At 68.0% G+C, this 16,423-nt stretch carries 17 protein-coding genes and 1 pseudogene; 17 read left to right on the forward strand and 1 reads right to left on the reverse strand.

Annotated features, from left to right (window positions below):
- Positions 1 to 43: 43 nt before the first annotated feature.
- The 14 genes and pseudogenes from OHU89_RS47065 to OHU89_RS47130 all read left to right on the forward strand — a co-directional run bounded on the left by OHU89_RS47065 (position 44) and on the right by OHU89_RS47130 (position 11,134).
- Entirely contained in the window at positions 44 to 1,273 is a 1,230-nt protein-coding gene (locus tag OHU89_RS47065; protein ID WP_405652305.1) for an MFS transporter, read from the forward strand.
- Between the two features lie 31 nt (positions 1,274 to 1,304).
- Entirely contained in the window at positions 1,305 to 2,102 is a 798-nt protein-coding gene (locus OHU89_RS47070) for an alpha/beta fold hydrolase (RefSeq protein WP_405652309.1), read from the forward strand.
- A gap of 543 nt (positions 2,103 to 2,645) precedes the next feature.
- Positions 2,646 to 3,443, forward strand: coding sequence for a dipeptidase (locus OHU89_RS47075; RefSeq protein WP_405652311.1), 798 nt, complete (start codon positions 2,646 to 2,648; stop codon positions 3,441 to 3,443).
- Positions 3,444 to 3,669: 226 nt separating this feature from the next.
- Positions 3,670 to 3,804, forward strand: coding sequence for a hypothetical protein (locus OHU89_RS47080; RefSeq protein ID WP_405652313.1), 135 nt, complete (start codon positions 3,670 to 3,672; stop codon positions 3,802 to 3,804).
- Between the two features lie 817 nt (positions 3,805 to 4,621).
- Positions 4,622 to 4,954, forward strand: coding sequence for a MerR family transcriptional regulator (locus tag OHU89_RS47085; RefSeq protein WP_405652315.1), 333 nt, complete (start codon positions 4,622 to 4,624; stop codon positions 4,952 to 4,954).
- Between the two features lie 61 nt (positions 4,955 to 5,015).
- Positions 5,016 to 5,819, forward strand: a complete 804-nt coding sequence (locus tag OHU89_RS47090; protein WP_405652317.1) for a hemolysin III family protein — start codon at positions 5,016 to 5,018, stop codon at positions 5,817 to 5,819.
- Positions 5,820 to 6,423: 604 nt separating this feature from the next.
- Positions 6,424 to 7,341, forward strand: a complete 918-nt coding sequence (locus OHU89_RS47095) for a hypothetical protein (protein ID WP_405652319.1) — start codon at positions 6,424 to 6,426, stop codon at positions 7,339 to 7,341.
- Positions 7,342 to 7,355: 14 nt separating this feature from the next.
- Complete coding sequence (locus OHU89_RS47100) at positions 7,356 to 7,511, forward strand: hypothetical protein (RefSeq protein ID WP_405652321.1); 156 nt, start codon at positions 7,356 to 7,358, stop codon at positions 7,509 to 7,511.
- Positions 7,512 to 7,524: 13 nt separating this feature from the next.
- A pseudogene (locus tag OHU89_RS47105) lies at positions 7,525 to 7,763 on the forward strand (transposase); the annotation flags it as partial.
- A 346-nt stretch (positions 7,764 to 8,109) separates the two neighbouring features.
- Positions 8,110 to 8,382 (forward strand): hypothetical protein, encoded by a 273-nt coding sequence (locus OHU89_RS47110; RefSeq protein WP_405655123.1) that lies wholly within the window; start codon positions 8,110 to 8,112, stop codon positions 8,380 to 8,382.
- Between the two features lie 218 nt (positions 8,383 to 8,600).
- Positions 8,601 to 9,779: an alpha/beta hydrolase gene (locus tag OHU89_RS47115; protein WP_405652323.1), complete on the forward strand. Its 1,179-nt coding sequence runs from the start codon at positions 8,601 to 8,603 to the stop codon at positions 9,777 to 9,779.
- Positions 9,780 to 9,991: 212 nt separating this feature from the next.
- Positions 9,992 to 10,141, forward strand: coding sequence for a hypothetical protein (locus OHU89_RS47120; protein ID WP_405652325.1), 150 nt, complete (start codon positions 9,992 to 9,994; stop codon positions 10,139 to 10,141).
- Positions 10,142 to 10,193: 52 nt separating this feature from the next.
- Positions 10,194 to 10,520 carry a hypothetical protein gene (locus OHU89_RS47125; RefSeq protein WP_405652327.1) on the forward strand — a complete coding sequence of 109 codons (327 nt, stop codon included), beginning with the start codon at positions 10,194 to 10,196 and terminating at the stop codon, positions 10,518 to 10,520.
- Between the two features lie 464 nt (positions 10,521 to 10,984).
- Positions 10,985 to 11,134, forward strand: coding sequence for a hypothetical protein (locus OHU89_RS47130; protein WP_405652329.1), 150 nt, complete (start codon positions 10,985 to 10,987; stop codon positions 11,132 to 11,134).
- Between the two features lie 362 nt (positions 11,135 to 11,496).
- Here the strand turns inward: OHU89_RS47130 and OHU89_RS47135 are convergent, their stop codons facing one another.
- Entirely contained in the window at positions 11,497 to 12,543 is a 1,047-nt protein-coding gene (locus tag OHU89_RS47135) for a LacI family DNA-binding transcriptional regulator (protein WP_405652331.1), read from the reverse strand.
- Positions 12,544 to 13,227: 684 nt separating this feature from the next.
- Between OHU89_RS47135 and OHU89_RS47140 the strand changes: the two genes are divergently transcribed.
- The 3 genes from OHU89_RS47140 to OHU89_RS47150 are packed head-to-tail and all read left to right on the forward strand — an operon-like array spanning position 13,228 to position 16,341.
- The gene (locus tag OHU89_RS47140) at positions 13,228 to 14,544 is read left to right on the forward strand and encodes a substrate-binding domain-containing protein (RefSeq protein ID WP_405652333.1); all 1,317 of its coding nucleotides are present in this window, start codon (positions 13,228 to 13,230) and stop codon (positions 14,542 to 14,544) included.
- Entirely contained in the window at positions 14,541 to 15,443 is a 903-nt protein-coding gene (locus OHU89_RS47145) for a carbohydrate ABC transporter permease (RefSeq protein ID WP_405652335.1), read from the forward strand. The genes OHU89_RS47140 and OHU89_RS47145 overlap by 4 nt, the downstream gene beginning before the upstream one ends.
- Before the next feature lies 1 nt (position 15,444).
- Positions 15,445 to 16,341, forward strand: a complete 897-nt coding sequence (locus OHU89_RS47150; RefSeq protein ID WP_405652337.1) for a carbohydrate ABC transporter permease — start codon at positions 15,445 to 15,447, stop codon at positions 16,339 to 16,341.
- Positions 16,342 to 16,423 lie beyond the last annotated feature (82 nt).

Raw genomic sequence — 16,423 nt, forward strand, 5'->3', positions numbered from 1 at the left:
CGCGTTGACTCTCACATTGGTGTGAGACTTTAGCGTCGGTCGCATGACGACGAACAGCGCGGTCTCGATGACCGCCATCCCTCCCGCGCCGGTGCGCCGACGCGCGGTACTGGCTCTGCTCACCGCCTGTGTGTTCGTGGTGGGCACCGCGGAGTGGGTGATGGTCGGCCTGCTGCCGGAGCTGTCAACGGATCTGCACCGTCCGCTGCCGACCGTCGGGGTGCTGGTGACGGTGTACGCCCTGGTGGTCGCCGTCGCCGGACCAGTGGTCACCCTGGGGATGCTGGGCATCGCCCGCCACCGCACGCTGCTGATCTTGCTGGGCGTGTTCGTCGCGGGCAACGCCGCCGCAGCGCTGGCCACCGGGTTCGGCGTCTTGGCGGCGGCGAGGATGCTGACCGCTCTGACGCACAGCACGGTCTTCGCAACGGCATTGGTGATCGCGGTAACCACGGTTCCGGCAGGGCAACGCGGGCGTGCCATCGCCGTGATCACGGCGGGCTGGAACCTCGCCATGGTCCTTGGCGCTCCGTGGGGTACCTGGATCGGCGACCACTACGGCTGGCGGACGACCTTTGCCGGCATCGCCATCCTGGGCGCCGCCATCCTCACTGCCACCAGTGTGCTGGTCCGTCCGGCGGCACCGGAGACAGCTGGCCGCCCCGGCGGCGAGGTCCGGGAGATGCTCAAGCCCAAAGTGGCCGCAGTGCTGGCGATCATCGTGGTCGCGCAGGCCGGCCTGTTCACCACCCACACCTACATCGCCCCGCTGCTGCGCCAGGTCAGCGGATTCACCGCTGCCGGGGTCACGACGCTGCTCGCGCTCTTCGGCCTGGGCTCCATAGCAGGCAACATCCTCGGCGGCCGCCTGGCCGACCGCGCCCCGTGGGCAGCGTTGCACGCGCTGCTTGCCGTCCTCGCCACTGTGCTGGCCGCCTTCACACTCACCAGTCAGAGCCGCTGGGCGGCAGCCGCCACCGTACTCATCCTCGGTGTCATCGCCGGCGCCTTGATCCCGTTGCTGCAAGACCGCGCACTGGCGTCCGCTCTCAAAGCACCCACCCTGGTCACGGCGGTCAGCGCCTCCGCGTTCAACCTCGGGGTCGCAGCCGGCTCCACCCTCGGCGGCCAAGCCGTCACCGCCGGCTCCTCGCTCGACGACCTGCCATGGATCGGCGCGCTGGTGACGCTCGTCGCCGTCGGCCTCGCCGCCACTGCTGCCAGGCGGCGCCGCGCTCAGCCACGCACCCCGATGACCTGCTCCATCCCGTAACCCCCTGAGAACCCGAAGGAATGACATCCCCATGTCCTCAACTGCTCTGCCCTCTTCCTCTCTTGGCCGCATCGTGCGCGGCACCGGCCCGGGCCTGCTACTCGCCCACGGCGCCGGCGGCGGCATCGACGCCAACTTCGGCCCCATCCTGGCGAATCTCGCCGACCACCACACCGTCGTAGGGCCCGACTATCCCGGCACCGGCCGCACCCCCCGCGCCGAAGCCCCCCTCGCCCTGGACGCCCTGGCCGACGCCCTGGTCGCCGCCGCCGTCGAGGAGGACGTGGACACCTTCGCCATCGCCGGATACTCGCTCGGCAGCCCGGTCGCCATCCGCGCCGCCACCCGCCACCCCGACCGCGTCACCGGCCTCGTCCTGACAGCTGGCTTCGCCCACCCCAATCCGCGGTTTCTGCTGGCCGCCCGGCTCTGGCGCGACTTGCTCCGCTCAGGCGACCTTGAGCGTCTGGCCGCGTTCGTGTCCCTGATCGGGCTGAGTGCCCCCGCCTTGGAGGCGATCGGTCAGGACGACCTCGACACCGCCCTGAAGGCCACCGCGACCACGATCCCGCCCGGCACGCTCGGGCAGCTGGACCTGATTATCGATCAGGTTGACGTCCGCGAAGACCTGGCTGCCATCACGGTGCCGACCCTGGTCATCTCCACCACGTTGGACCAGTTGGTCACGCCGTATCACCACCGGCAACTCGCCGACATGATCCCGGGTGCCGAGTACGCCGAGCTCTCCACGGGGCACCTGCCTTTCGTCGAGCGCCCCGAGGCATGGTCCGCGCTTCTCCTCGACTTCCTCGGCAACGTCTCCGCCTGACAGCGGCCCCACGGCCACCCGGGACGTGTGGTGGGCAAGGATCGCACCGAACTCCCAATCCGCCCGGTGCCGGTGACCTTGCAGGCCCCACGAGGTGAACAGCCAGAGGTCGTTCTCACGTCACAGACAGCAAACGGTCGGCATGGTGATCACGATGCCGACCGATTCGTCGGCGCTGAAGGACACCTTTCGTCGGTGCCCACAGCCTCCGCACGGGACCGGGGCCACCGGATGCTGCTCCAGGCCAGAAGACCGCCGGCAGCAGTTCCGGTGGACAGCCGCCAGAACGCTGCACGACACCTTTTGACGACAGGCCGTCTGTTCACCATGCCCATTCGTGCCGCCGTGACGGTGGTGCTGACCGCCGCCGAACGCCACCGGCTCAAGAAGATGGCCTACGGCCACAAGACCCCTCACCAGACCAGGCAGCGTGCCACCATCGTCCTCCCTCGCAGCACGCGGCCGGGCAAACGCCAAGATTGCCGCCGACACCCGTCTGCACGTGGACACGGTGCGTTCTTGGCGCGGACGCTTCGCACATGTTTGCCGGCTCTGACCGACCGCGGACGCGCCCCAGGCGCCGAGCGCGGGTTCACTCCCGTACAGGTCGCCGAGGCCAAAGCACTGGCCAACCACCTCGGCGGTGGTTCGATGGCGTCCGCCGACACCGCACTGACCGACTTCGGGCGAGAGGTGATCGACGCCCTCGACGACCGGCACCTGATGGTCGATCTCTCGCACAGCGGCGAACGCACCTGCCTGGGGGCCGCGCGCCACTCCCGCGTGCCCGTCTCGATCAACCACACCGGATGCCGGGCACTGACCGACCTGCCACGCAACAAGACCGACGAGGAACTGCGGCTGGTCGCCTCCCGTGGCGGGTTCGTCGGCATCTACTTCATGCCGTTCCTGAGTCCCACCGGCCATGCACGCGCCGCCGACCTCGTCGAGCACATCGTGCACGCCGTGCACGTCTGCGGGGAGGACCACGTCGGCATCGGCACCGATGGACCGGTCACCGCCATTGACGACCTCGACGCTTACCGGGCCCACCTGGCCGAGCACGTCACCCGGCGGCAGCAGGCCGGGGTCTCCGCCGCCGGGGAGCGCGCGGACACCTACCCCTTCGTGGTCGACCTGCGGGGCGTGGACCAGTTCCGGGAACTGATCCGCCTGCTGGAGCTGCGCGGATTCGCCACCGAGCGGATCGAGAAGATCATGGGCCGGAACTTCGTCGACTACGCGCAACGCGTCTGGGGGACTGACCGGCCGAGGCGGGGGCGCCGATGCGGTGTGACGCAGGCACCCGTCGCCATGGGCCCAGTCCGATGCACATGCTGACTCAGCCGGACTGGTCAGCGAAGGGGCCGATGGCCCCGTCTCCGCCGTAGCAGCTCCTGCCGTCCCGCCCGACCGACAGCAGAGCGATGTCGACATCCCGGTGTGCAGCACGAACAGGATCCCGCACAGCGCCTGCCCGGGGTGAGGAGGCGGCGGTGCCGGGGGAGGACACGCCGGGCTGGGCCAGCAGTGGACCCACTCAGATCGGACAGCGCCTGTATGGGTCTTGAGTGGCCCCGTCTCCCACCAGGTGCGCGACGCCCAAGTGGGGCCACCGCAAGCCGCCGAGATCACCCTGCGCCACCGTGCCGCGCACGAAGCCGTCCAGGCGGCCCGCGCCGGGCAGCAGAGCGACACCTGAAGGACCGCTACAAGATCTGGGCGGGGCGAAGGCGCCATCTCCCCGGGAGCCGGCCGCTGCGCCTGCGCAGATCCCGCTACCGCGGTCTTGCCAGGACGAGCCTGCGAAGCTCGCCGTGGAGCTCGAAGAAATCTGTTCTGGCTGGAGTAGACATTCGGTCGTGGATCTGGCTATGGTTTCTCTCGTAGCCCAGAGAGACAGCAGGGCCCGGCAGACACGAACTGCCAGGCAGCAGTATGTAGTTGCAATGCGCAGGACGGTGCGGTGGTGGAGTTCCGGAGCCAGGGTTGCAGGACGGTGACGGGACTGACGGCCGGACCGGGTGGCCCGCAGTGATCAGGGGCCGCCGCGAGCAGTACCCAGCAGTGAAGTCAGCGAGCGGTACCTCGGTGAAGGCGTCGGCTGCGGGCGCGCGCACCGGGAGGTTCGGCAGTGGGGTTCCAAGCCAGAGCGGACGCAGGACAGGCGAACGGGGCTGGCTGCCGAAGAGCGGCGCTGTCACAGGCCGCTGAGCAGGTCGCATCACCAGCAGTACGCGGTCCCCTTTAGCAAGTGATTGATCCCAGAGGGAGAAACGGAGGAATGGGACGCCATCAGGATCGCCCGGACGGTATGTGAGTCCGGGTACCGCAGGACATCGATAGTGAGGTGGTCTCCGGTCAAGCAACCGCGATCCCAGCATTCCCGGCAGCATCTCGGCCGGGTGTGCGGTGACAGAAGGCCGGCGCAGTAACAGGGCCGGCAGATGGTGTAGCAGTTCCTTCGGGCCCTGGCGCCGTACGGCGCCAGGGCCCTCCACGTGTTCCAGAGAGGCCAGGTGACAGCAGACGACTCATACCGCCGTCTCGACGATGATGATTACCCCGCCTACACCATGGGCCGGGCGGCCGAAATGCTCGGCACCACCCAGGGCTTCCTCCGCGCCATTGGAGACGCCCGCCTCGTCACCCCGCTGCGCTCCGCGGGCGGACACCGCCGCTACTCCCGCTACCAGCTGCGCATCGCCGCCCGCGCCCGGGAACTTGTCGACCAGGGGACCCCCATCGAGGCCGCCTGCCGCATCATCATCCTCGAAGACCAGCTCGAAGAAGCCCAGCGCATCAACGCCCAATACCGCCGCACCGCAACCCGGCACCCGGACGGCACCTGACCCGCACTCCACGGAGACGCGCCGGACCGCACTCTCCCGCCCCATTCAAGAAAATGAGCGCATGATCGCCGAAGATGGCCAGCCGCCGGTACACGGGCGGGAGTTCGACTCCCGCCCCGGCACCCCGCCCGACACCCTGCGTACCCCCGCGACTGCTGCGCCTGCCGGCGCGACCGACCGGCCGGCTGCCGGGCAGAGCGCCAACAGGCTGGAAGACGGGGTGGAGCGGGCAGCGGCTGCGCTGAAGCCGAGGATGCGCGGCTGGCTGCACGCCGGCGTGTTCCCTCTGGCGTTGGCCGGGGGCATCGTCCTGGTCGCCGTTTCGCGCACCGGCGCGGCAGTGGCGGCCTGCGCGGTGTACGCGGTGTCGGCCTGTCTGCTGTTCGGTACCAGCGCGGTGTACCACCGCGGCACGTGGGGTCCGCGCGGGGAGGCGGTGCTGCGGCGGCTGGACCACGCGAACATCTTCCTGATCATCGCCGGCACCTACACCCCGCTGGCGGTACTGCTGCTGCCCGGAAGCCGGCAGCTGGTGCTGTTGGCTGTGGTGTGGGCGGGCGCCCTGGCAGGCATCGCCTTCCGCATCCTGTGGATCGGGGCTCCCCGGTGGCTGTACACCCCGTGCTACATCGCCCTGGGCTGGGTGGCCGTCTTCAACCTGCCCGACTTCGCGCGCACCGGCGGCACCGCGGTCGTCGTACTCGTCACCGCCGGCGGGTTGCTGTACACCGCGGGCGCCGTCGTCTACGGACTCAAGCGTCCCGACCCCTCACCGGCCTGGTTCGGCTTTCACGAGGTCTTCCACACCCTGACCATTGCCGCCTTCACCGCCCACTACACCGCCATCCTCCTCGCAGCCACGTGACGGTGCCTGCGGGCAGGCGTCGGGTTCGGGCGCCCTCCTGCCCTGACCTCCACGCCCGGCTGGTGCACAGCTCATCCCGACGGGCACCAGCCCCCGCACTACCGCACCTGCGAGGTCGAAGTCATCGAGCTGTGCCCGCAGCGCGCCCTCACCGCCGGAGGAACAGCCCCGCGCCGAGCGGTAGATACGCGAGTGCCTCGCGCCGTTCGTGGCCCGGATCCGTACGGCCCGCGAGCAACCGGCCTCCCAATGGCTGGTTGGACTGGCTGGCTCACCCCGACGAGCAGGGTCAGTCGGGCCACTCGTCTGCGCCTCCTGGATCTGGCCAGTGCGTCGTCGGACGGGCAGCGGGCGGATTGGCGGCCGACCGACGACGGGAGCGTGGGGATCATGCCGAGGGTGCTCGCCCACTGCGTTGGCATGGACTGTGCGTCCGGCGTCTGGTCGGGCAGTTGGCTGTTGTGTGCGGTCGAGTGCGCAGGCCGGAGCGCAGGCTCAGCGCGCTGCCGTTTTACCCGTGTATTGCGGCCTGCCCCGGCCGACGACGCATGATGATCTGTGCGAGAAAAAAGGAGCCTTCGCGTTCACAGGGGATGAGGCGGCAATGATCGAGGTTGAGCGCGATGGAGCCTTCAGCGTCAACAGCGTCGGGACGTACCATTTGCCGTTCCCGCTGAGTTTCACCGTTCGTGAGGCCGGCAGGTCGTGGCAGATCAGTGCTTCGGCGGCCCAGGCTAGCGAGTTGATCGATGTGTTCTCGCGCTCGGTGAACGACACGGTCCTCGTCGTGGACCTTGCGACGAACAGCTTCCTGGACGAGGACTTCCAGCAATGGCGGCCGTCGTTGATCGCCGCTGAACAGGGTGCCGACGTCACCGCTCACTCGATTGAGGCGTGGGCTTCTGCCACCCCGGGACTCGGTGAGGAGATCCTGGTGATGCACCGCGACAGTCTGCCCCGGTTCCTGGATGGCAGTTGGTCGCCCTACGAGCTGTCTCTGGTCGACGTGCCGATGGCGCCGACCCCGGCCCAGCTTGATGAGATCGCCTTGTTCATTGGGACGGCCGCCTTCGACGAGCCTGTCCTACCTCACATCGAGGGCTCGCGCTTCTGGTATTCCGGGCATGACGACTGCTATCTGACGGTCGAGTCAACTGATCGGGCTATGCCCGCAGTGGTCCTGAGTCGTTTGCTGGCCCTGCTGGCCGGCTCTGCGCTTGTCAGCGCCGGTGAAACCTCATCAGTGATGATCCCCGAACCGGACATCGCGACGACGGGCCGGCTGATCCGCGAAAGCCCCCACTGGATCGGAGCTGTTGGGGCCACCACACCAACCTTGGCGACCATCCGCCTGTCCGCCTTGCTGCAGCGGTGGCGTCACGGCCAAGAACCGCCCGTACACGTCGACTACACGGCGACGCTCGACCTGATCCGAGGCACTTGGCAGGTCACCGCCGTCGACAAACAGTGCCCTCTGATGGGCGAATCGTGCAGGGTCGGAACACTGCCTCTTCAGCAGTAGAGCTGGAGGTCTACGTGACGGCCAGGGTGCACGTGCTGTCGTCCGAGGTCCGCCGCATGATCACCGGGACCATTGGCCCGCATGTCGCGCTCGATCCGGAGGACAAGCGGGTGCGGCACATCGTCGCCCAGCTCAACTCCGTCGAGTCCACCCTCGACCTGATCGACTGAAGGACGGAACAGCATGCGCCGGCGCCCGAATCCGTCGGACACCACCGACCTCGAATTGGCCTCATCGAGCCCTTGTTGTCGGTGTCGGCCTGCCGGACTCCGCACGGCGGCCGCCCGGAGGCGCACCCGCGCCGTGAGACCGTCGACGCCCTGCGCTATGTCGTCGACACGGGGTGCGAGTGGAGCGCGCTGCCGAGCGACTACCCGCCGTTCAAGACGGTGTTCGGTTTCTTCAGCCGCTTTCCAGCCCTCCTTGCTGCGAGGGCCGCAGCAGTCCACTTCACCCATCGCCCTATGCAGTCTGACCTGGCCTTGAATCCGCGCCGTTCCTACCATCGATCCCGGTCGAAAGGGGGGCCGGATGGACCGGACCGTACGCACCGTCGAAGACGTTCTCGCGCTCCTGGGACGGACTCTTCACCTCCCCATCCGAGGCCGGCCGCTCGGCGACCGGCGACGGCAAGGACTTCTGGCCACACTCCCTCGGGGCCGTTGACCGATTCCTACTCGCTGCGGACAGAGGTCGAGGACCTCGGCGTGGTCCTTGACGCGTTCGACAGCACGAGGGCGCTCTTCGGCTGGAGCTACGGCGGCTGTCTTGCGTCGCTGGAGCGGACCGCTGTACGCCGAACTCGGTGCGCTCAACGCGGCGCCGCCTTGGGATGTGCTGGCGCGACAGGCAGGTCATGTCGACCTGATCATCGGCCAGTGCAACCGCGGAACAGCTCCCTATGGAACGTCGTTCGACACCGCGCGGCAGCACGTCGTCGCTCATGCCGCAGTCCACGAACTCGCCGGCCAGGGCCATCTGGCCCACCTTCAGGCGCCGGCAGAGCTTGGCCACCTACTCAGCAACCTCGCCGCCAACTGATGGGCACCCATGCCAACCCACCGCTCTCCATTGAGTGGTGTGCATCGTGAAGTCGCAGGTCACAGAGCTGGTGTGTGGGGCGCGGGACGAGAACGCGTGTGTGCGCCGATGTTGAACCGGGTTCGTTGGATCTTCACGAACGAGTGACTTGCGGCGACGGGGCTGGGCGGTCAAGTCCCGTGAAATGTCCCAGAGTTGACGGTGGTACGTTCATGGGCATGCCGATGGGATACGTGGCGACGACCGCGCTCTTCGCCTGGTGCACTTTCTTCGCCGTTGTCGCGCCACGCCGGCCCCGGCCACTGGCGACCCTGAGTTTCTGGTTCGGCCTGGGCCTCAACGAGGTGCCGTTCGTGGGCATCTACGTCCTGGTGGTCTCCACGGCACTGGCCGCCGCAGAGGGCGATCTGGATTCGGCGGGAGCCAAGGTGACGGTCGCGGTGGCCGCCGTCGCCACCGTCGGCCTTGCTGTCTCCGCCTGGCGGGGCCTGCGCACGGATCAGGTGGTCGGGCGGGCTCTTGAGCAGGGCCTCGGGACCGGCTGGCGGGTTCGTGTGCACGTACCGCTGCGCCGCCGTCGGCCCTGGGTCCGCATCCTGCTGCTGCCGGCCCCGATGCGGCGGCGTGACGTGCAGCGGATCCCCAACATCCGCTACGGGGACGCCGGGCGCCGGAATCTCCTCGACATCTACCGCCGCCGCGACGCGCCACAGAACGCGCCGGTCCTGATCTACTTCCACGGTGGCGGCTACACCGGTGGAGCGAAGAACCGTGAGGCGCGGCCCCTGCTGTACCGGCTCGCCAGCCAGGGGTGGGTGTGCATCAGCGCCAACTACCGGCTGCGGCCCCAGACCACTTTCCCCGGCCATCAGATCGACGCCAAGAAGGTCATCGCCTGGGTCCGCGAGCACGCCCCCGAGTACGGCGCCGATCCGTCGGGGTTGGTCGTGGCGGGCAGTTCCGCCGGCTCCAACTTGGCGGCCCTGTGCGCGCTCACGCCGAACGACCCTGTGTTCCAGCCCGGATTCGAGTCGGCCGACACCTCGGTCACCGCGGCGGTCTGCCTCTACGGCTACTACGGCCACTACTTCGGCGATCCGCCGGACGAGCCGCCGCCCCCGCTCCAGCCACAGGGATACATCCACCCCGGTGCGCCGCCGTTCCTCATCGCCCACGGCACCAAGGACGCGCTGGCGACCGTCGAGGGCGCCCGGAACTTCGCCGACCAGCTGCGCCGCGGCTCCGACAGCACCGTCGTCTACGTCGAACTGCCCGGCGGGCAGCACGCGTTCGACGTCTTCCACTCCCCGCGCTTCGAGGCAGTCGTGGACGGCGTCGAAGCCTTCGCCGCCTGGGTCCTGGCTGCTCCGCAGCGCACCCCCGACCCAACCTCCTAGATCATCTGACATGTCAGGCCGGGGTCGTTGTCGGGTTCGGCTGCGGTGACCGTGCTGACGCTACGATCCGTTACCGGACTGGGTACGTCGGGAGACCGTAGCGGCGTGGGGATGCGGGAACTGGAGCGGATAACGGCTCGCCGAGGTGAACTGGACACACTCGCCGGGGAGTTGGTAAGCAGCTGCAGGAGGTCCAGGCCGAGCGGGAGGAATTGATCGTCGCCGAGCGGGTTCTGAACCGGCTGGGCCTGGACACCTTGGCGCGCGGCAAGCTGGAGCCGCTGCGAGCGAAGATGACCAGGCTCGCCGACCGAGGCTGGCTGCACAAACGGGGCGACGGGCGATTCACCGCGCGGTTGTGACCGCGCGGGGCTGGGCGTAACTGGCGAGTCCCCGGCGGCAGTTGAGTTTGGTGTGAAGAAAGCCAACAGTACCGTCGAAGGCCCTGACGGACTTGTCTACACCGCCCGCCTGCCGCTGTCGAGCGCCACCCTGAATTGGCTCGCTGACCTGATCCGCGGCCATCTGAAGACGATCGGCTTCAGGTGGCGGGCCCTGCCCGCGGGGAAGATCGCGGGCATCGTGCTGGCGGTACTGTGCTGTGACCAGCGGCCGGGCGACCTGACCGGCGGCAACGCGATACACCGCACCACCGTCGCCGGGTGGGTGCGGGAAGTCGTCGACCTGCACCGCGTTATAGGCCCACAAGGTCTGGCCGACGCAACGGGTCTGCAGCCATAGTGGCTGCTGAAAGAACGGGTCCTGACTGCCACCCAGCACCGCGCCGACCAGCCCGGCTCCCTGCACCTCGGGCTTCCAGTCGTCGACAGCACCGCACCCTCGGCAAGCCAGACGACGCGGTTGGAACAAGAGCTCGCTGAAGTGTCTGGGATCAGAAAGGCCCGGCCGGGGAATCACCAGAGCGCGGCCCCCGCATCGCGGACAGACCACAAGAATCCGACCCGCGAACCGGGCCAACGAACCACCTTGGTCAAGGTGACGAGCGACATCAGGCGGCGGCTGCGAATTCATGACGGACACCCTCGCAGGTTCGTGATACGACCGGCGATCGGGTTCTTGAGCTCCTCCTTCAGCTCGCCGGCACACACTTTCCCAACTGTCCCTGAAGCCAATGCCGGGAGTCTGTTGGTGATCTCGGACTTCAGGTGATCGTGAATCTGGCTGTGTTGCAGAGAATGGTGCGCGTGAGTTGGAGCATCGAGTTCGCGCGGACGATGGTGGCGGTGGCGTTCTGGGCCTACCGGGACTGGTCGTTGCCCGCCGTGGGCGAGGTGATCACCGTTTCCGAGATCTGCAGGGCCACCTGGGTGGATCCGCCGTGGAGTCCCCGGTGATCGACATAGCCCGGCCTGGGGTGACCCGTCGGCCTGGTCTCGCGAGGACGGCTCCGTCCTGTGCCTGGTGTCGGGGCCAACGGATACGAGCCCGCGCAGCCGTAGTTGGTGTGCTCAAGGGCGTCGGCATCATCGATCCCGAGGCGCTCGGCGGTCGTAGGCGGGTCTGCCAGGGCCCCGTGGTGGACGGCCGCACTGTCGCCTCCCCGGCCGTGCGCAAGTTGATCCGCGGCCCGGTGAGGGAGGCCCAGGAGACTCGCCGGGAGGAGCTGGTGGGGGAGTGGGTTTCGCGAGAGGCGGCCAGGGTGCCGAAGCGCAATGTCTTCCCGGAGCAGATGTTCCGCTGGGTGAAGGGGATCTGGTCAAGCGGACCGCTCAGAACACATGGTCGGTCGCTTGAGATCTGCCGACGGCGCCGTTGAGGCACGTACCACGAGTTCGGTGGCGAGTTCGATGTGGTGGGACTCGACCTTCTCGCCGTTGGCCAGTCGCAGGGCGGTGCGCAGGGCGGCACCGCCCATCTCCCGTAGCGGCTGGCGCACGGTGGTCAGTGGCGGTGAGGCCATCTGAGCGAGGTGCGTGTCGTCGAAGCCGACCATGCTCAGATCTTCGGGGATGCGCAGGCCACGGGCGCGGGCGGTCTCGATGGCGCCGAGGGCGATCTCGTCGTTGCCAGTGAAGATCGCCGTCGGCGGCTCTTCCAGGTCCAGCAGCGCCGCGGCGCCGAGCAAGCCGTTGCGGTACGAGAATTCTCCGGGCCGGACGTAGGCGGCGGGTACCGGCGCTCCTTCCGCTTCCATGGCGGCGCGGTAGCCGTGCATGCGTGCCTGGTTGCACACGGCCATGGCCGGTCCGCCGAGATAGGCGATGCGGCGGTGGCCGAGGGAGAGCAGGTGCTGGGTCGCGGTCAGGCCGCCGGCGAAGTTGGTTGCCCCGACGCTGTTGACCCGGCTGTCCGGCAGGTGCAGTGGGTCCAGTACGACCAGCGGCAGTCCGGCCCGGGCCAACTCCTTGAGGTGCGCGGCGGTGTACACGCTGGTGACCGCGATGAGGGCGCGGCGCCCGGCTGAGACCAGGTCGCGGGCCCAGTGCGGGGCGCGGGACGCTTTGCTGATGGCCACCGAGGCCCCTGCTTCGGCGGCGGAGTCGATGATGCCTTCGAGGGCCTCGGCCACGTACGACTTGAGGCTGCCCTGGAACTGCACTTCGATGACGGGACTGGTTTTCGCCTTGGTGTGGCGGAACACGGGCGCGAGGTAGTCGTGTTGATGCAGCAGTTCCTGCACCCGGGCGCGGGTCTGCGGCGCCACGTCGCCGCGGTCGTTGACCACTTTGGACACCGTGGCGACGGAGACGCCGGCCGCTTGGGCGATGTCCGCCAGGGTGGTGCGTCTGGCGTTCGGTGGCATCAGTTCCTCCCAGTTGTACGTCCACCGGTGTGGTGAGCCGCCGATCGTGGCAGGCCAATGCGGGTGGAATCGGTTTACCGTACGGCAACCCGGCAGGGTGTCCGGTGGACGTGTTCCGATCGGCAAGTACGCCGACCCGTACACCCGTCAGGGCCCTGTGCTGTCTCTGTCGACGGAACGCTCCTCAGTTCCGCGAACGCACCCTCGACGGGGGCTACTTGCACAGGCTTGGCCTGTGCGGCGCCGCCTTCGGCCACGCGCTCCAGGTAGTTGCCGACCGGGCGGCTGCCGAGAGGCGCGGTTTTCCCCGTCACCCTCTTCCCGGCCAGGAGGGCATCGACCCGGTCCGGCCTGGACGGCACCGGGTCTTTTCGGCGCAGCCTGACCTGGCCGGTCACCGGCAGTGGATCAGCCGCAGCCACCGCATCCCCCTCCTTCCGCGATCCTCGACCTCAATATTCGAAATGTTTCGGTCTTTGCCGTGGCCTTTCGCGAGTCGTGCTCGCTCGATACTACGCAGGTGAATGCCGCCCAACAACGGTGCTGCGCATGCCTTGACAGGGCATCAGCTCGAAACTTAATTTGCTCGAACAAGCTCCATGCACAGGCTCGAAGAAGGCTTTTTCGAAAAGCTTTCACTACGACTCACGAGAAGCCGGTGGCTCTCGAGTGCGGAGACCAAACATGGCGATCCCTCTCTCTCGACGTACCTTCCTCGGGCTGGCAGCCGCGGTACCCGCCTCCGTGGCGCTGTCGGCCTGCGGCTCGTCCGGTCCCAGCAAGAGCGGCGCTGGAGCCTCGTACTGGTACCTCAGCGGCCAGCCTCAGGAAGGCGTCAGGACGAACGCGCTCAATGCGTTCAACAAGGCCCACTCCGATGAGGAGATCAAGGGCACCACCTTCCAGAACGACGCGTACAAGACGAAGATCAAGACCGCCATCGGTGCCGGGCAGGCGCCCACCCTCATCTGGGGCTGGGGCGGCGGAACGCTGCGCAGCTACGTGAAGGCCGGGCAGGTCGAGGACCTCACCTCGTGGTTCGGCGACCATCCCGAGGTCAAGAAGCGGCTGTTCCCGTCCTCGTTCGGCCCGGCGACCATCGACGGCAAGATCTACGCGATGCCATGCGAGACCGTGCAGCCGATCGTTCTCTACTACAACAAGAAGGTCTTCGACGATGTCGGCGTGGAGCCGCCGCAGTCCTGGGGCGACATCATGGCCCTGGTGCCCAAGTTCAAGGCGAAGGACATAGCGCCGTTCTCCCTCGGTGGTCAGTCCCGGTGGACGAACATGATGTGGCTGGAGTTCCTCTTCGACCGCATCGGCGGTCCCGAGGTGTTCCAGGCCGTCTTCGACGGCGAGAAGGACGCCTGGTCCAACCCGGCCGCCCTCGACGCGCTCGGCAAGGTGCAGGAGCTGGTCAAGGCGGGCGGGTTCGTCAAGGGCTTCTCCTCGATCACCGCCGACTCCAACGCCGACCAGGCGCTGCTGTACACCGGCAGGGCCGCGATGATGCTGCACGGCTCCTGGTCGTACGGCATCCAGAAGGCCGACGGCGGCGACTTCGTCTCCGGTGGCGGGCTCGGCTTCATGAACTTCCCGCCCGTCGAGGGCGGCAAGGGCGACCCGAGCGACACCGTCGGCAACCCCGGTCAGTACCTGTACATCTCCTCCAAGGCCAGCGCCGAACAGAAGAAGATCGCCAAGGACTACTTCACCAAGGGTGTCCTCCAGCCGGCCGAGGTGAAGGACTGGATCGGCACCGGGGCGGTCCCGCTCCTGCTCGGCACGGAGAAGCAGCTGGACGCCTCCGAGGACGCCGAGTTCCTGAAGTTCACCTACGGCGTCGCCAGCAAGGCCAAGACGTTCGCCCAGTCCTGGGACCAGGCGCTCAGCCCGACGGCCGCGGAGACGCTGCTGGACAACATCGTCAAGCTGTTCCAGCTGTCCATCTCGCCGAAGACGTTCGCCGCCAACCTCAACGCGGTCATCGGCACATGAGCTCACTCACCAGCCGTCCGCCGCGTCGCGAACCGCGCAGCATCCTGCCCTGGGTGGCGATGCCGGCGCTGGTGGTCTTCGTCGGCTTCGCCGTGATTCCGCTCGTCGGTGTCTTCGCGCTGAGCTTCACCACATGGGACGGGATCGGCAGCATCCACCCGTCGGGGCTGACCAGTTGGCGTGCGGTGCTCACCGACCCCGGGCTGCCGCACGCCCTGTGGGTCACCTTCCTCGTGATGGCCGCGTCCTGGGCCGTTCAGACTCCGCTGAGTATTCTGCTCGGTACGTTCCTGGCCGGCAGCCAGCGCTACCGTGCGGTGCTGGGCGTGGTGTACTTCATTCCGCTGCTGCTCAGCTCCGCGGCGATCGCGATCTCGTACAAGGCGCTGCTGGACCCCAACTTCGGGCTCGGCCACGGGCTGGGGATCGGATTCCTCAGTCAGGACTGGCTGGGGCGGCCCTGGCTGGCCTTCAGTCTCGTGGTCTTCGTCGTCTCCTGGCAGTTCATCCCGTTCCACTCGCTGATCTACCAGGGCGGCGTCCAGCAGATCCCGCAGTCCCTGTACGAAGCGGCCCAGCTGGACGGCGCCGGCCGGGTCCGCCAGTTCTTCAGCATCACGCTGCCGCAGCTGAAGTTCACCATCATCACCTCGTCGACGCTCATGGTGGTGGGGTCACTGACCTTCTTCGACCTCATCTTCGTGCTGACCGAGGGCGGTCCCGCAGACGCCACCCGGGTGCTGGCGCTGGACATGTACAAACGGGGCTTCCAGGCCAACCTGATGGGACCGGCCAGCGCCATCGCCGTCATCCTCGTCCTCGTGGGCCTGGCCCTCGCCCTGCTGCTGCGCAGGCTCGGGGGCCGGGATGCCGGTGAGAGCCAACTCGAGGGGGCCTGACGTGACCACCACGCTGACCAAGCCCGAGCGGCCGGAGAAGGCCACCCGCCGCGAGCGGCGCAACCACTCCCGTCCGGCGGTCCGCCGACGCAACTGGCCCGGCGGCCTGGCCGGATGGATCTGGCTGGTCGTCGTCGCCATACCCCTGTACTGGATGCTCATCACCAGTCTGAAGGCGCAGAGCAGCTACTACACGAGCAACCCGCTGGTGCCGTCGGGCGATCCCACGCTGGACAACTACCAACTGGTCATCGAATCCGACTTCCTCACCTACTTCGTGAACAGCGTCGTGGTCACCGCCGGCGCGGTGATACCGGCCGTTGTCTTCTCTTTCATGGCTGCCTATGCGATCGTGCGCGGCTGGCGCTTCAGGTTCCTGCGGGCGGTGAACGGCCTGTTTCTCATGGGCCTTGCCATCCCGCTGCAGGCGACGGTCATCCCGGTCTACCTGATCATCATCAAGCTGCAACTGTACGACAGCCTGCTGGCGCTGATCCTGCCGTCGATCGCCTTCGCCATCCCGCTGTCCGTGCTGGTGCTGGCCAACTTCATCCGCGACGTACCCAAGGAACTCTTCGACTCCATGCGGGTCGACGGGGCCACCGAGTGGACGACCCTGTGGCGGCTGGCGGCGCCGCTCACCCGGCCGGCCCTCATCACCGTGACCATCTACAACGCGCTGACCATCTGGAACGGATTCCTGCTGCCGCTGATCCTCACCCAGAGCCCGTCGAAGCGGACACTGCCGCTGGCCCTGTGGTCGTTCCAGGGCCAGTACGGGGTCAACGTCCCCGCCGTGCTCGCCGCCGTCGTCCTCACGACGCTGCCCATCCTGGCGCTGTACGTCTTCGGGCGCCGCCAGCTGCTCAGCGGCCTGACCGCCGGATTCAGCCGGTGACCGGCCTCCTGGCGGCCGTGATGTCGTCCATGGCGCCCGTCCTGCTCGTGTACCTGTTCGCCCGTCGCGCCTGGCCCAGGGG

The organism is Streptomyces sp. NBC_00019, assembly GCF_045041015.1.
In the GTDB taxonomy this organism is placed as follows: Bacteria; Actinomycetota; Actinomycetes; order Streptomycetales; family Streptomycetaceae; genus Streptomyces.

Bases quoted from the DNA above. Each gene is read 5' to 3' on its own strand.
- OHU89_RS47065 (WP_405652305.1), top strand. From the start codon at position 44: ATGACGACGAACAGCGCGGTCTCGATGACCGCCATCCCTCCCGCGCCG.
- OHU89_RS47070 (WP_405652309.1), top strand. From the start codon at position 1,305: ATGTCCTCAACTGCTCTGCCCTCTTCCTCTCTTGGCCGCATCGTGCGC.
- OHU89_RS47090 (WP_405652317.1), top strand. From the start codon at position 5,016: ATGATCGCCGAAGATGGCCAGCCGCCGGTACACGGGCGGGAGTTCGAC.
- OHU89_RS47095 (WP_405652319.1), top strand. From the start codon at position 6,424: ATGATCGAGGTTGAGCGCGATGGAGCCTTCAGCGTCAACAGCGTCGGG.
- OHU89_RS47115 (WP_405652323.1), top strand. From the start codon at position 8,601: ATGCCGATGGGATACGTGGCGACGACCGCGCTCTTCGCCTGGTGCACT.
- OHU89_RS47135 (WP_405652331.1), bottom strand. From the start codon at position 12,543: ATGCCACCGAACGCCAGACGCACCACCCTGGCGGACATCGCCCAAGCG.
- OHU89_RS47140 (WP_405652333.1), top strand. From the start codon at position 13,228: ATGGCGATCCCTCTCTCTCGACGTACCTTCCTCGGGCTGGCAGCCGCG.
- OHU89_RS47145 (WP_405652335.1), top strand. From the start codon at position 14,541: ATGAGCTCACTCACCAGCCGTCCGCCGCGTCGCGAACCGCGCAGCATC.